The following is a 12937-nucleotide window of genomic DNA, read 5'->3' on the forward strand; positions in this document are numbered from 1 at the left end:
CGCGAGTGATTTGTGATCAGTAGGTGAATAAATCTGTTGCAGGCGGGCTTTGATCAATTTTGGCAAGGGTATTCGGCGAAATAATAGACCGTCCGCTTCGCAACGGATGGGCACGAAGAGGTCTGCAGCGTCGCGCGCCGCACCGTCGCCGGGGGGGGGGGGCGGGCCGGCGGAATGTGGGCGGGGTCGAGATCGCCGCGCGCCCCGAAATTCCAGCGCGGCGTCTCGCGGCCCGGGCTGCTCACGGCCTGAGGCGGGTCTTCGAAGGTCCGCTGGCCGGCCGCGGGACCAGCTGTTGCAGCCGTTGTGAGGCCGCTGGGATGCACAGCGCCGATCCGGGTCGCCCTCGTCCGGAGGAGAACTGCGCTCAGACGGCGGCCTGCTTCTCGACCACGGTCGTCTCGACGATATCCGCGGGTTCATACAGCCACCGGGCCAAGGCCCCCGCCGCCATCGCGCCCACAATCGGCGCCAGCCAGAACAGCCAGAGCTGATCGATGTACGCGCCGCCCGCGATCAGGGCCGGTCCGGTGCTGCGCGCCGGGTTGACCGAGGTGTTGGTCACCGGGATCGAGACGAGGTGGATCAGCACCAGGGTGAAGCCGATCGGGATCCCGGCAAATCCCACCGCGGCGCCCTTCGACGTCGTGCCGATGATGATGAACAGGAAGAAGAATGTCGTCAGAAACTCGGTGATCAGGCAGGCTGCAAGTCCGTATTTGCCGGGGCTGAGTTCGCCATAGCCGTTGGACGCGAAGCCGTTCGGAACCCAGCCCGCCTTGCCGGAGGCGATACTGTAAAGGATTCCTGCGGCAAGGACGGCACCGATCACCTGAGCGCCGATATAGGGGAGAACGTGCCGCGTCGCGCACCGATGGCCCGACCAGAGTCCAAGCGTCACGGCAGGATTGAAGTGGCCGCCTGAGATGTGGCCCACAGCGTAAGCCATCGTGAGCACTGTGAGACCGAAGGCGAGCGCGACACCCAGGAAACCGATCCCGAGTTCGGGGAACGCGGCCGACAAGACGGCGGCGCCGCAGCCGCCAAAGGTGAGCCAGAACGTGCCGAAGAACTCGGCCGTCGCCCGGCGCATCGTATCATGATCCATGCCGATACCTCCCGCCGCGTAGGCCCGCGAGGCACTCATGAAGCAGGTTGCGAAAGGGTTCTTGGCGCGTCGCGAGGGTGACTTTCCTGCGTCAGCTACGGACATTCTGCTGATGCAATGCGCGATGATTGCATGTCACGGAGTCATGCGCAATTATGACGCCGAAGATTATTTTTAATACAATATATCCTTGTCTAATAGTGATAAACGACGGTATTCAATGATGATTTTCTGTCCGCTAGCGGACGATGGATTGCCCGAAGCGATGGGGAAGTGCCGCGTCGAGAAAGCAGTCTCCGCGACCTTGATCACGAAGGAGCGTCCTCCGCTCACGCCCGTGCCGCCGCCCCTTCCAGTACGGCCCGGATCCGCGGCAGCGCCGCCCGGGCGGCCCGGTGCCCCAGGGCGATCCCCTCGGCGGCGCGATGGAAGTCGAACAGGCCGAAGCCGGCCACGTCCGGGCCGATGGCCACGTCCGGCGGGTCGCGCTCCAGCCGCGCCCGGGAGATCCGGTCCTGGGTGATGTTGAACGCGTCGAGCACCACCCGGGCGATGCCCGGCACGGCGATCTCGGGTTCGGCCCGGTCGAAGCCCGGCAGGCGCCCGCGCACCACCCGCAGGAAGCCCCGGCGCGGGGCCGGCTCGGGCGCCTCGCGCACGACCGGGCCGCCGGTGTCGCCGTTGAGGTTCACGCAGATCACCAGATCCGCGCCGAGCGACCGGGCCAGAGCCACCGGCACCGGGTTGACCAGCGTCCCGTCCATCAGCACCCGTCCGTCATGGGCGACCGGAGGGAACAGGCCGGGGATCGCGTAGGAGGCGCGCACCGCGTCCACCGCAGGCCCCTCGGTCAGGCTGACCTCGTGGCCGGTGCCGTACTCGGTGGCGACGCAGCCGAAGCGGACCGGCAGGCTCTCGATCCGGCGCTCGCCGAGATCGGCGGCGAGGCGCTGGCGCAGGCGGTTGCCGGCGATCAGGCCGGAGCCCGGCAGCCGCGGGTCGATCAGCCCGACCACCCGGCGTCGGGTCAGCGCCCGCGCGAAGGCCTCGAGCCGGTCGAGCCGCCCGGCCGCGTAGCAGGCGCCGACCACCGCGCCGATGGAGCAGCCCGCCACCACTGTCGGCGTCAGGCCGGCTTCCTCGAGCGCCCGGATCACCCCGATATGGGCCCAGCCACGGGCCGAGCCGCCACCCAGGGCGAGCCCGATCCGCGGACCGGCGCTCGACGGCGGCCGGACCGGCTCGACGGTGCCGGGGAGGAACAGCGACTCGGCCGATTCGCCTTGCCACTTTGTGGCAAGGGGTCGGCTCATCGCCCGGCGGCCTTCAGGACGAAACGGCCGTCCGGGGCACGCTCGACGCTGCGGTAAAAGCAATCTCGCCGGCCGGTGTGGCAGCAGCCGCCGTCGCCGCCGACCGCGACGCGGATCAGCAGAGCGTCCTGGTCGCAATCGACCCGCATCTCGACGACGCGCTGGATCTGTCCGCTGGTGGCGCCCTTGTGCCAGAGTTCCTGCCGGGAGCGCGACCAGTACCAGGCCTCGCCGGTCTCGAGCGTGCGCGCCAGCGACTCGGCGTTCATATGGGCGAGCATCAGCACGCGGCCGTCCTCGGCGTCGACCGCGATGCAGGCGACGAGCCCGTCCCGGTCGAAGCGGGGGGTGAGGGCCGTGCCCTCCTCGACCTCGGCGCGGGTGCCGGGGGGATCGAACGCGCTGTCGCTGCCGGTCATGGCGCCGAGGATCGTCCGGGAGGTTACTTGGCGCCGCCGCGCACCAGGGTCAGGAAGCGGACCTGCTCGTTGGCGTCGTCCTTGAACACGCCGCGGAACTGGCTGGTGATCGTCGAGACGCCGGCCTTCTGGACGCCGCGCATCGCCATGCAGAGATGCTCGGCCTCCACCATCACGGCGACGCCGCGGGGTTTGAGGATGCTCTCGATCACGTCGGCGATCTGGGCCGTCATGGTCTCCTGCGTCTGCAGGCGGCGGGCGAAGGTGTCGACCACCCGGGCGAGCTTCGACAGGCCGACCACGCCCTTGGTCGGGTAGTAGGCGATGTGGGCGAGGCCCATGAACGGAACCATGTGGTGCTCGCAGTGGGAATGGAACGGGATGTCGCGCACCAGCACGATGTCCGAGTAGCCCTCGACCTCCTCGAAGACGCGTTCGAGCAGCGCCTCGGCATTGACGCCGTAGCCGCCGAACAGCTGCTCGTAGGCCTTGGTCACCCGGGCCGGGGTATCGCGCAGGCCCTCCCGGGCCGGGTCGTCGCCGGCCCAGCGCAGGAGCGTGCGCACGGCGGCCTCGGCCTCGGCGCGGCTCGGGCGGCCGGTCTCGATCCCGTCGGGCACGCGGGTCGCGGAGGCCGGCTCGGGAGCGATCTCCACGGAGCGGCCGTCATCGACCGGCCGATTGTCATTGCGCATGCCGTTCAGACCTTGCCCGTTGATCCCGTTCCGGTCGAAACCCTGGCCGTCGCCCTGATAGGACAAGGACTTGAGCGCGGCATCCATGGCATCTCCGGCCCGCGCGATGCGGGACTTCATCGGGGTGCTGTCGGGCTTGGCGTACATCGTCGGATCGCGTCGGGCGTTTGAGGGAAGATCCCGGGCTCGAAAAAGGTTTCAAGCCGGCGCCCCGGTTGGAAGAGAGCCTGGGCTCACCCCGGCCGTGGGCGCGACCCTGGTCGACGACGCGCCTCCTCGCGAAGCGGCCGTGAGGGGCCTATATCATCGTTCGCGGGGCAACACGCAATGCGCAGGCAATGCGCGAGTCGCGCGGCAGAGTCCCGAGGACTCTGCGCCGCGCTCCGCGCACCCGGCCGAGGATCCGATGCTCGACGACATCTACAACCGCCGTATCCTGGAACTCGCCGCCGACATCCCCCGGCTCGGCCGGCTGGAGAGCCCCGACGCCAGCGCCACGGCGCATTCCCGTTTGTGCGGCTCGACCGTGACGGTCGATCTCGTGCTGGGCGAGGACGGACGGGTGGCGGATTTCGCCCACGAGGTCCGCGCCTGCGCCCTCGGTCAGGCCTCCTCGTCGCTGATGGGGCGGCACGTGGTCGGCGCCAGCGCGGACGAATTGCGCGGCGTGCGCGCGGCCATGCGGGCGATGCTCAAGGAGAACGGCCCGGCCCCGGACGGCGCCTGGTCGGATCTCGCGGTGCTGGAGCCGGTGCGGGAGTTCAAGGCCCGCCACGCCTCGACGCTCCTGACCTTCGACGCCGTGGTCGACGCCCTCGACCAGATCGCCGCCAAGCGCCAGGCCGCGTGATCCGGCGCGCCGCGCACGGGCTGATCCGCGGCTACCAGCTCACGCTGTCGGGGGTGATCGGCCGCCAGTGCCGGCACTGGCCGAGCTGCTCCGAGTACACCGACACGGCGATCACCCGGCACGGGCTCTGGCCCGGCGGCTGGATGGGCTTCGCGCGGATCTGCCGCTGCGGCCCGCTCGGCACCCACGGCATCGACCTCGTGCCGGAGCGGCTGCCGGACGGTTCGGCCTGGTACCGCCCGTGGCGCTACGCCCGCTGGCGCGGCGTCGAGGCGCCGCCCTCGCCCTTCGCGTGCGAGGCGATGGAGGAGGGTGGCTGGGTGGAGGCGCGTTGAGCAGCCAGCGTTCCTGTTTTGTTTCACGTGAAACAGACGGTGTGGTCTCTGATCCGCGCCGTCGTTCCGGGGCGCCGCAGACGAGCCTGGAATCCAGAAGCGCTGGCAGAGCCAGGATCTGACGCATCGGCGGGTCTGGATCTCGGGCTCCGCTTCGCGGCCCCGGGATGACCGCCCGTCGCCTCACGCCACACGGTTGGCAGCGAGCCGTTCCGCGTACTCGATCGCCTCGATCAGGCTGCGCTCGTTGGCGATGCCCGTGCCGGCGATGTCGAAGGCGGTGCCGTGATCGACCGAGGTGCGGATGATCGGCAGGCCCAGGGTGATGTTCACCCCCGACAGATCCATCCATTTGCCGGTCGCCGGGTCGATCTCGAAGCCGAGGAGCTTCACCGGGATGTGCCCCTGATCGTGGTACATGGCGATCACCGCATCGTACTGGCCGGCGCGCAGCTTCACGAACACGGTGTCGCCCGGCACCGGCCCGTGGATGTCGAGCCCGTCGGCGTTGGCCATCTCGATCACCGGGGTGCTGACATCGATGTCCTGGCGCCCGAACAGGCCGCCCTCGCCGGCATGGGGGTTGAGCGCCGCCACCGCGATCTTGGGCTTCGCGAGGCCGAGCCCCTTCAGGGCCTTGTCGGTGAGGTCGATGACGAGGCGCAGGCGCTCCGGGGTCAGGCGCTTCGGCACGTCCTCCAGGGCCACGTGGGTGGTGACGTGGGAGACCCGCATGTTGCCGTGGGCCAGCATCATCACCGAGCCGCGCACGCCGGTCAGCTCCGCCAGCATCTCGGTGTGGCCGGCATAATGGTAGCCGGCCTTGTTGAGCGCCTCCTTGTTGAGCGGCGCCGTGACGATGCCGCCGATCTTGCCGGCCATGGCGAGGCGCACCCCGGCCTCGATCGCCTTGTAGGCGAAGCGCCCCCCATCGGCCGAGAGTCGGCCCGGCTCGATCGGCGCGCCCTCGGCATCCGCCTGAAGGCAGCACAGGGCCGGCCAGTCGCCGTCCTCGGCGACCTCGGGGATCTGCTCCGGCAAGAGCTTCAGCGCGGCCTCGGCGCGGCGCAGGGCCGGGGCGCTGCCGATGACCATCAGGCGCAGGTCGCCGGCGTCGATCCGGTCCTTCAGGCGGGAAGCGGCCTTGACGATGATCTCCGGGCCGATGCCGGCCGGATCGCCCATGGTGATGGCCAGGTGTTGGGTCATGGGTCGCTCCTGTCGGGCGTCAGCCCGGTCTGAGGCCGTTCCGATGAAGTAGATCGCGCCAGACGCCCTCCGTTCCGAAGGCGCCCGATTTCGACACCACCGCGAGACCGTCCCAGCGGCCGCCCCGCAGGGTCGAACGCGGCAGGCCGGGGGTGATCTGGCCGGTCACGTCGAGGCGCTCGACCTGGAGCGCGAGGCACAGCGCCTTCAGGGTCTCGCCGCCGGCGACCAGCAGCGTGCCGGGCTTCGGCATCCGGTCGACCACGCCCGCGAAAGCTGCGGCGATCCGCGCCGCCGCGTCCTCCCGGGCGGTGCCGTCGGGCAGGGCGAGGCTCGCCAGGACAACGCCGTCCCGGTCGAGGCGCGTCCGCACGGCGCCGGCGTGGTCCGGGTGGTCCGGTGGCAGGATGAGGTGGTGGCCGCCGCAGGCCGCGAGCTGCGCGGCGGTCTCGGGCCGGTCGGAGCCGAACAGGCCGAGCACCGGGCCGGCGAGACGCGCGTCGCTCGGGGCCGCGACGCCGCGCGCCAGGGCCGCCGCGAGGCCGCCGCTGCCGCACCACAGCACCGCGCCGTCCCGGCCGAGCTCCGCCACCTGCGCCAGATCGGCGTCGCTGTCCGCGTCGTAGACCGCGACGCCCGGAACCGGCCCGTCGGCGACGGAGGCCCGCCGCGCCGGCAGCCCGACCGCCCGCAGCGCCTCGGCGATGTCGCCCGAGACCGGCGCCCAGCCACCGTCCCGCCGGGCGAGCTGGCGCCCATTCTCCGTGCGGCGGCCCTGATAGGGGAAGGCGGGCGCGACGATGCAGCGATCCCAGGCCCCGAGGCGCATCACGGCGGCGAGTTCCGCCGCCCAGGGGCCGCGCAGCAGGCTGTCGACCTTCTTGAAGGCGATGTCGGCGTCGCGCAGCCGGGGCGCGAGGCCGCCGACGATCCCGGCGGCAGCCCCCTCCGACAGCTCGCGGGTCCCGGAGTCGATCGCCAGGCAGCCGGGCGCCTCGGCGGGCAGGATCTCCGGCCACGCCACCGGGATCGGCCCGCACAGGCCGGTGAAGCCGGCCGCCGTGTCGAGGGTGCCGGTCAGGTCGTCGGCGATGAGGCGCAGGCGGGTCATGATGCGCGAGAGGCGTTCACCGCGGCATGGCCCGAGCCGCGCCTGTGCCGGTCCTTGCGGCCGGCGGCCGGATCGCCGGCCGGTCCGATGGCAGCAGCGCCGGCTTCGGCACGCATCCTGAGGATCCTCGCGGTGGGCACAGCCCTGACTTGTTGTGAAGCTGTTCGCCGGATACGCCCGACTCGCGTCGCCGGTCAAGGAACGCCGCAGAGGGCGTCGCGTGCTGACGAGGCCGCCGGAACGGTGGCGATCAAACCGCACCGTCATTCCGGGGCCGCACAGCGGCGCCCGGAAACCAGAACCGCTGCGGTGCCAGGACCGGCCGCGTCGGCGGTTCTGGATTCCGGGCCCTGCTTCGCAGTCCTGGAATGACGAGGTGATCTGTCGGAAACCGCCTGCCTCGTCGCGACACCGGCGCGCCGGATACTCAAGGCGGCGACATCGACAGGTCGAGGAGCCGCCCCTCGAACAGGCGGTCGCGCGAGCGGCGGATATGGGCGTCCATGCGGGCGCGGGCGACCGCGGCATCGCCGTCGCGGATCGCCGCGAAGATCCCGCGATGCTCCTCCAGCACCCCGCGCAATCCGGAATTCGGGCCGAGCAGGGCGAGGCCGTGGATCTTCATGCCGATCGCGATGTGCGATTGCAGCGCCTGCAGGGAGGCCGCGAAGTAATGGTTGTTGGCGGCCGCCGCGACCGCGTGGTGGAAGGCGAAATCGGCGTCCTCCCGATGCTGCTCCTGACGGGTGGCGACGGTGAGTAGGTCGAGGGCAGCCTCGATCCGGGCCAGGGCGGTCGCGTCGCGCCGCGCCGCGGCGTGGCCGGCGGCGTCCGGCTCGATCGTCAGGCGGAACTCGTAGCAGCGCTGGATGTCGGCGATGCTCTCCACCGGCGCGAAACCCGGCGCGGGGCTGGCCCCGCGCGGCCGGACGAAGCTGCCCGCCCCCTGTCGCGACACGATGGCACCCTCCCGGCGTAACTGATCGAGGGCCGCCCGCACCACCGGGCGCGAGACCCGGAAATGGCGCGCGAGGTCGTGCTCGCCGGGTAGGCGGGCGTGGGCCGCGTAGGTGCCGTTAGCGATGCCCGCGCGGATCGCGCGGTAGATACCGTCGGCCGGAGCGGTCGGCCGCACCGGCACCGTGACGGGACGGGATGCCGGATCGGAGGCCTCCGCTCCGTCGGGCAGGGCTGACGACATCCCGAAGCACCTCCGTCCGCGCTCGGCCAAGTCAGCGTGGAAGCCGCACGCTTGTCAACGATTTGTCGACAAGGACACCGGCCGAGCGACGTGCGAGGCGGCGTGTTGCACGCACTTGTCGAAAGGTTGTAGCAGGCGGCCGGGGGGACTTGCGGGTGTCAGGCCCGGGACAGAGGCCGCACCGGAGGACGACCCATGCAGATTCCGATCAAGCGCTCGCTGGAGCGCGTCCCCGGCGGCTTGATGGTCGTGCCGCTGTTCCTCGGGGCGATCCTCCACACGCTCTTCCCGAACACCGCGACCTTCTTCGGCTCGTTCACCGGCGCCCTGTTCAACGGGGCGCTCCCGATCCTCGCCGTGTTCTTCGTCTGCATGGGCGCGGGCATCGACTTCCGCGCCACCCCGGCGATCGCCCGCAAGGGCGGGGTGCTGCTGGCCGCCAAGGTCGGCGTGGCGGCGCTCATGGGCGTGGTGGTCGGGCACTTCCTCGGCGAGGCTCCGGTCCTCAGCGGCGCCTTCGCGGGCATCTCGACGCTGGCGATCGTGGCCGCCATGAACGACACCAATGGCGGGCTCTACCTCGCCCTGATGGGCCAGTTCGGCCGCCCGAAGGATGCGGGCGCCTACGCGATCATGAGCCTCGAATCCGGCCCGTTCCTGACCATGGTGACGCTGGGGCTGGCGGGCCTCTCCGCCTTCCCGTGGCCGACGCTGGTGGGCAGCATCCTGCCGCTGCTCATCGGCATGGTTCTGGGCAACCTCGACCGCGACATGCGCGCCTTCCTGTCGAGCGCCGCGCCGGTGATGATCCCGTTCTTCGCCTTCGCTCTCGGCTTCGGGCTCGACCTCGCCAAGATCTGGCAGGCGGGCCTGCTCGGCATCGGGCTGGGCGTGGCCGTCGTCGTCGTGACGGGGGCGGTGCTGTTCGTCGCCGACCGGCTCACCGGCGGCAATGGCGTGGCGGGCGTCGCCGCCGCCTCGACGGCCGGCAACGCCGCCGCCGTGCCGGCCATCATCGCGGCCGCCAACCCGGCCTACGCGGATGCCGCCGGGCCCGCGACGGTGCTGGTCGCGGCGAGCGTCGTGGTCACCGCCCTGCTGGTGCCGCTGCTAACCGCCTTCGTGGCCGCCCGGGTCCGGCAGGAGGCGCCGGAGGCCGAGCCGCTGCTGGACCCGGTCCCGCAGCCCGTGACGACGGCGCACTGACCCCGCGACGGACAGGCCCCGGCCGCGCCTCGGGGCAGCAACCGAATTCGGGGACGTCCGGTTGTCTCGGCAGACAGCCCGGCACAGCCGCGGCGCACCGACAGACCGGAGCGGGCACAGCATGTCCACTGAAGCGCGAGGCAAGACCCATATCGACATCTACGACCGGACCGTGCGCGAGGCCTGGGCCCATCGCTTCGGAGTGAGCGAGGAGCGGCTGCGCAAGGCCGTCACCATGGTGGGCAGCCGGATCACCAGCGTGGCCGCCTATCTCGACAGGCCGGCCCCCTGATCGCCGCCGGCGGCGACGACGTGAAGCCCGACCTTCATCCGTCCCCGGGGGCTTCGGCCCCGGGGCGCCCGCCTCAGCCCCCTGGGTCTTCGCCTGTGCCCGATTCCCCGCGCGCGCCTCCGCCGCCCCGGGCGCCGGATGCCATCACCTTCGAGCAGATCCGCGAGCGCGCCTACGAATTGTGGGAGCGCAATCACCGGCCCGAGGGATTCGAGATCGAGTTCTGGCTCCTGGCCGAACGGGAGCTGCGCAAGGAGCGCGAGCGCCAGAAGACCACCGACACGCCGCCGCCCGCCCAATCCGACCCGCCGCCGAGCTAGAGCGCGGCCCGACGGGGCGCAGGCCGGTCGCGGCCCGGGTGGGCCGGCTTGCGCCGCCGCTCAGGCCCTCTTGGCAGGCAGCGTGAACAGGTCGACGAAGGCGCGCGCGAGATCGGCCTCGCCCGCGAAGGCGAGCGTGCCGCCGGCCCCGTCCCGGGCGAGGGGCGCCTTGCCGTAGATCGTCCGGCGCAGCGCCCGCGTATCGCCCATGAAGGCGAGGTCGGGCGCGTCCATGACACCGCGGCGTACGTGGACCTCGCCGCCCTCGACGGTCGCAACGAAATCCTCGCCGGGGAAGTGAAATCCGGCCGACACGGTCAGCGACGCGGCGCGCTTCGGATCGACCAGGGCCTGGAGCGACATCATGGCCGAGGCCGCCGACATGAACAGGCTCCGGTCGTGCCGCGGCGAGCGCGCCGCCCAGCGCCCCATGGCGCGCATCAGCGGCGCGGCCTCGCGGCCCCACTCCGTCAGATCGTAGACCTGGACGCTGGCGGGCGACGGCAGCCGGTAGCGCAGGACGATGCCGGCCTCCTCGAGGCTCTCCAGGCGCTGGGTCAGCACGTTGGCGCTGAGGCCTGGGAGATTCGCCCGGATCTCGCCGAAGCGGCGCGGGCCGAACACGAGCTCGCGCATGATCAGCAGCGACCAGCGCTCGCCGATGAATTCCAGGGCCAGGGCGGTGCCGCAGGCATCGTCGTAGCGGCGCTCCCGCGGGCTCGGTCCGACCTCAGTTATTTTTTCTGACTGCATGGTTGCTTTGTGTAACCGAGACTGCCAGCCTGTGCAAAGCGGGGCTGGACGAGTCGCCGCCACACAAATCGCCGCGAAAAACGCGCCGCGCCGGGCCGACGTGCCCATTCACACGGAGGAATGCGCCCGATGCTCATTTCCGAGGGGACGCCCGTTTGGTTCGAGCTGAATGCCGGCGATCCGGATGCGGCTCAGGCCTTCTACGAGGCGGTCGCGGGCTGGCACGTCGCGCCCTCGCCCATGCCCGAGCACGGCGGATACCGGATCGGCGCGGTCGACGGGCACCCCGTGGCGGGGATCCGGCAGACGATGCCGGAGGCGCCCGGCTTCCCCGGATGGGCGGTCTATCTCGCCACCCGCGACGTCGATGGCGCCGCCGGGCGGGTGGTGGAGCTCGGCGGCCGGGTCCGGTTCGGACCGGTCGACATCCCCCATGTCGGCCGCTTCGCGATGGTCAGCGACCCGCAGGACGTGGTCTTCGCGCTCCTGGCGGCGACCGATCCCGGGGAGAGCCGGGCCTTCGAGCCGGTGCCGCTCGGGACGCAGCCGACCGTCGGCCACGGCGTCTGGATCGAGCTCGCCACCCCCGATCCCGCGGGCGCCTTCGCGTTCTACGGCGCGCTGTTCGGCTGGGAGAAGCTTGGCGCCATGCCAATGGGCACGATGGGCGAGTACGCCTTCATCGGGCGGGGCGACCTGCGCCCCGGCGCGGTAATGTCGAGCGCGGCGACCGGCGCCCCGGCACGGTGGAACTGGTACGTCCACGTCGCCGACATCGACGCCGCGCTCGCGACCGTCCGGGAAACAGGCGGCACGGTGCTCCAGGGGCCCGACCCGATCCCCGGCGGCAGCTACTCGGCCAACATCGCCGATCCGGCGGGCAACAGGCTCGGCCTCGCCGGCCCGCGCAACGCAGCGTGAAGGGGAGCGACCCGCGATGACCGGCGACAAGCTGACGACCTGCCTGTGGTTCGACCACGGCGAGGCCCGCAGGGCCGCGGAGTTCTACGCCGAGACCTTCCCGGACAGCCATGTCGGCGCCCCCATGAACGCCCCGTCGGATTTCCCGGGCGGGTCCGCGGGCGCCGAACTCACGGTCACGTTCACCGTGCTCGGCCGACCGTTCGTCGGCCTCAACGGCGGCCCCGCCTTCAGGGCCAATCAGGCGGTCAGCTTCATGGTGCTAACCGAGGATCAGGCGGAGACCGACCGCTACTGGGACGCGATCGTGGGCCGCGGCGGGGAGGAGAGCCAGTGCGGCTGGTGCCGGGACCGCTGGGGCTTCTCGTGGCAGATCACGCCGCGAGCGCTCCTGCGCGCCAACAGCGATCCCGACCGAGCCGCGGCGCGGCGCGCGTTCGAGGCGATGATGACCATGCGCAAGATCGACATCGCCCGGATCGAAGCGGCCCTGCGCGGAGGCTCTGCCGATGCGTGAGATCACCGGCTCCCTGTTCCAGTCGCTCGACGGCGTGATCCAGGCGCCCGGCGGGCCTGAGGAGGACCAGACCGGGTTCCGGCACGGCGGCTGGACCTTCCCGTACTTCGACGCGTCCCTCGACGGGCCGATGAGTCGGCTGCTCGGCGGCGATTATGAATTGCTGCTCGGGCGGCGGACCTACGAGATCTTCGCCGCCTACTGGCCGCACAACGGTGACCAGCCGATCGGGGCGACCTTCAATGCCGTGCGCAAGCATGTCGTGACGTCGTCCGACCGGTCGCTGGACTGGAACAACAGCCAGCGTCTCGTCGGCGATCCGGTCGCGGCGGTCACGCGCCTCAAGGATAGCGACGGTCCCGATCTCCTCATCCAGGGCAGCAGCCTGCTGTACCCGGCCCTGCTCCCGGCAGGGCTCATCGACCGGATCGTGCTGATCACCTTCCCGGTCATGCTCGGCCGCGGCAAGCGCTGGTACGCGGACGATCCGGCGGCAGCCCGATCGTGGACGCTGATCGAGCAGGCGCACGCGCCGAACGGCGTCCACTTCGCGTCCTTCGCGCGCGGCGGCGCGGTTCGAACCGGCAGCTTCGCCACCAAGCCCCCGAGCGCGGAGGAACGCGCCCTCCGTCAGCGCCAGGCGGAAGGCCGCTGGTAAGGCCGCTTCCCTGGCGCGGCCCTTGCGTC

The 12937-nt window shown here is 71.3% G+C and carries 16 protein-coding genes; 8 read left to right on the top strand and 8 right to left on the bottom strand.

Features of this window, described 5'->3' with window-relative positions; translation table 11 throughout:
• Positions 1-367: 367 nt before the first annotated feature.
• The 4 genes from aqpZ to folE form a co-directional block, all read right to left on the bottom strand.
• Positions 368-1108 (bottom strand): aquaporin Z, encoded by a 741-nt coding sequence (gene aqpZ, locus AC3WSN_RS25925; protein ID WP_492541903.1) that lies wholly within the window; start codon positions 1106-1108, stop codon positions 368-370.
• Between the two features lie 329 nt (positions 1109-1437).
• The gene (locus tag AC3WSN_RS25930; protein ID WP_492541904.1) at positions 1438-2421 is read right to left on the bottom strand and encodes a patatin-like phospholipase family protein; all 984 of its coding nucleotides are present in this window, start codon (positions 2419-2421) and stop codon (positions 1438-1440) included.
• A complete protein-coding gene (gene hisI / locus AC3WSN_RS25935) occupies positions 2418-2840 on the bottom strand; it encodes a phosphoribosyl-AMP cyclohydrolase (protein ID WP_492541906.1) in 423 nt (140 codons plus the stop codon). Before hisI ends, AC3WSN_RS25930 begins: the two co-directional genes overlap by 4 nt.
• A 23-nt stretch (positions 2841-2863) precedes the next feature.
• Positions 2864-3535 (bottom strand): GTP cyclohydrolase I FolE, encoded by a 672-nt coding sequence (folE, locus tag AC3WSN_RS25940; RefSeq protein ID WP_492543256.1) that lies wholly within the window; start codon positions 3533-3535, stop codon positions 2864-2866.
• 406 nt (positions 3536-3941) lie between these two features.
• Here folE and AC3WSN_RS25945 point away from each other — a divergent pair, with 406 nt between their 5' ends.
• Both AC3WSN_RS25945 and yidD read left to right on the top strand, forming a co-directional pair.
• Positions 3942-4385: an iron-sulfur cluster assembly scaffold protein gene (locus tag AC3WSN_RS25945; protein WP_192706089.1), complete on the top strand. Its 444-nt coding sequence runs from the start codon at positions 3942-3944 to the stop codon at positions 4383-4385.
• On the top strand, positions 4382-4720 hold the full coding sequence (gene yidD / locus AC3WSN_RS25950; protein WP_492541909.1) for a membrane protein insertion efficiency factor YidD: 339 nt from the start codon (positions 4382-4384) through the stop codon (positions 4718-4720). The genes AC3WSN_RS25945 and yidD overlap by 4 nt, the downstream gene beginning before the upstream one ends.
• Positions 4721-4903: 183 nt before the next feature.
• On the opposite strand, the gene pdxA is transcribed toward yidD, so the two are convergent.
• The 3 genes from pdxA to AC3WSN_RS25965 form a co-directional block, all read right to left on the bottom strand.
• Positions 4904-5929: a 4-hydroxythreonine-4-phosphate dehydrogenase PdxA gene (gene pdxA / locus AC3WSN_RS25955; RefSeq protein ID WP_492541911.1), complete on the bottom strand. Its 1026-nt coding sequence runs from the start codon at positions 5927-5929 to the stop codon at positions 4904-4906.
• A gap of 19 nt (positions 5930-5948) precedes the next feature.
• On the bottom strand, positions 5949-7040 hold the full coding sequence (locus AC3WSN_RS25960; protein WP_492541913.1) for a four-carbon acid sugar kinase family protein: 1092 nt from the start codon (positions 7038-7040) through the stop codon (positions 5949-5951).
• A 427-nt stretch (positions 7041-7467) separates the two neighbouring features.
• Positions 7468-8241 (bottom strand): FadR/GntR family transcriptional regulator, encoded by a 774-nt coding sequence (locus AC3WSN_RS25965; protein WP_492541914.1) that lies wholly within the window; start codon positions 8239-8241, stop codon positions 7468-7470.
• Between the two features lie 195 nt (positions 8242-8436).
• On the opposite strand from AC3WSN_RS25965, the gene AC3WSN_RS25970 reads away from it, so the two are divergent.
• From AC3WSN_RS25970 to AC3WSN_RS25980, 3 genes are all read left to right on the top strand, one after another.
• A complete protein-coding gene (locus AC3WSN_RS25970) occupies positions 8437-9447 on the top strand; it encodes a 2-keto-3-deoxygluconate permease (RefSeq protein ID WP_192706094.1) in 1011 nt (336 codons plus the stop codon).
• 121 nt (positions 9448-9568) lie between these two features.
• Positions 9569-9739, top strand: coding sequence for a DUF3606 domain-containing protein (locus tag AC3WSN_RS25975; RefSeq protein WP_192706095.1), 171 nt, complete (start codon positions 9569-9571; stop codon positions 9737-9739).
• A gap of 95 nt (positions 9740-9834) precedes the next feature.
• Positions 9835-10059: a DUF2934 domain-containing protein gene (locus tag AC3WSN_RS25980; RefSeq protein ID WP_373622224.1), complete on the top strand. Its 225-nt coding sequence runs from the start codon at positions 9835-9837 to the stop codon at positions 10057-10059.
• Between the two features lie 60 nt (positions 10060-10119).
• Here AC3WSN_RS25980 and AC3WSN_RS25985 read toward each other — a convergent pair whose 3' ends face one another.
• Positions 10120-10812, bottom strand: coding sequence for a winged helix-turn-helix transcriptional regulator (locus AC3WSN_RS25985; protein WP_492541917.1), 693 nt, complete (start codon positions 10810-10812; stop codon positions 10120-10122).
• Between the two features lie 129 nt (positions 10813-10941).
• On the opposite strand from AC3WSN_RS25985, the gene AC3WSN_RS25990 reads away from it, so the two are divergent.
• Genes AC3WSN_RS25990 through AC3WSN_RS26000 form a run of 3 tightly spaced genes read left to right on the top strand, consistent with a single transcriptional unit; the run spans position 10942 to position 12908 of the window.
• Positions 10942-11733, top strand: a complete 792-nt coding sequence (locus tag AC3WSN_RS25990) for a VOC family protein (RefSeq protein ID WP_492541919.1) — start codon at positions 10942-10944, stop codon at positions 11731-11733.
• A 16-nt stretch (positions 11734-11749) separates the two neighbouring features.
• Positions 11750-12250: a VOC family protein gene (locus tag AC3WSN_RS25995; protein ID WP_492541921.1), complete on the top strand. Its 501-nt coding sequence runs from the start codon at positions 11750-11752 to the stop codon at positions 12248-12250.
• A complete protein-coding gene (locus AC3WSN_RS26000) occupies positions 12243-12908 on the top strand; it encodes a dihydrofolate reductase family protein (protein WP_492541923.1) in 666 nt (221 codons plus the stop codon). Before AC3WSN_RS25995 ends, AC3WSN_RS26000 begins: the two co-directional genes overlap by 8 nt.
• Positions 12909-12937 lie beyond the last annotated feature (29 nt).

The organism is Methylobacterium sp. FW102-HT35C08 (genome assembly GCF_058790235.1).

What these genes read in the sequence shown, in the direction of transcription:
- aqpZ (WP_492541903.1), bottom strand. Translation starts at nt 1,108, where the DNA reads ATGGATCATGATACGATGCGCCGGGCGACGGCCGAGTTCTTCGGCACG.
- AC3WSN_RS25985 (WP_492541917.1), bottom strand. Translation starts at nt 10,812, where the DNA reads ATGCAGTCAGAAAAAATAACTGAGGTCGGACCGAGCCCGCGGGAGCGC.
- folE (WP_492543256.1), bottom strand. Translation starts at nt 3,535, where the DNA reads ATGCGCAATGACAATCGGCCGGTCGATGACGGCCGCTCCGTGGAGATC.
- AC3WSN_RS25975 (WP_192706095.1), top strand. Translation starts at nt 9,569, where the DNA reads ATGTCCACTGAAGCGCGAGGCAAGACCCATATCGACATCTACGACCGG.
- AC3WSN_RS25960 (WP_492541913.1), bottom strand. Translation starts at nt 7,040, where the DNA reads ATGACCCGCCTGCGCCTCATCGCCGACGACCTGACCGGCACCCTCGAC.
- AC3WSN_RS25965 (WP_492541914.1), bottom strand. Translation starts at nt 8,241, where the DNA reads ATGTCGTCAGCCCTGCCCGACGGAGCGGAGGCCTCCGATCCGGCATCC.
- AC3WSN_RS26000 (WP_492541923.1), top strand. Translation starts at nt 12,243, where the DNA reads ATGCGTGAGATCACCGGCTCCCTGTTCCAGTCGCTCGACGGCGTGATC.
- pdxA (WP_492541911.1), bottom strand. Translation starts at nt 5,929, where the DNA reads ATGACCCAACACCTGGCCATCACCATGGGCGATCCGGCCGGCATCGGC.
- hisI (WP_492541906.1), bottom strand. Translation starts at nt 2,840, where the DNA reads ATGACCGGCAGCGACAGCGCGTTCGATCCCCCCGGCACCCGCGCCGAG.
- AC3WSN_RS25970 (WP_192706094.1), top strand. Translation starts at nt 8,437, where the DNA reads ATGCAGATTCCGATCAAGCGCTCGCTGGAGCGCGTCCCCGGCGGCTTG.
- AC3WSN_RS25990 (WP_492541919.1), top strand. Translation starts at nt 10,942, where the DNA reads ATGCTCATTTCCGAGGGGACGCCCGTTTGGTTCGAGCTGAATGCCGGC.
- AC3WSN_RS25930 (WP_492541904.1), bottom strand. Translation starts at nt 2,421, where the DNA reads ATGAGCCGACCCCTTGCCACAAAGTGGCAAGGCGAATCGGCCGAGTCG.
- AC3WSN_RS25945 (WP_192706089.1), top strand. Translation starts at nt 3,942, where the DNA reads ATGCTCGACGACATCTACAACCGCCGTATCCTGGAACTCGCCGCCGAC.
- AC3WSN_RS25995 (WP_492541921.1), top strand. Translation starts at nt 11,750, where the DNA reads ATGACCGGCGACAAGCTGACGACCTGCCTGTGGTTCGACCACGGCGAG.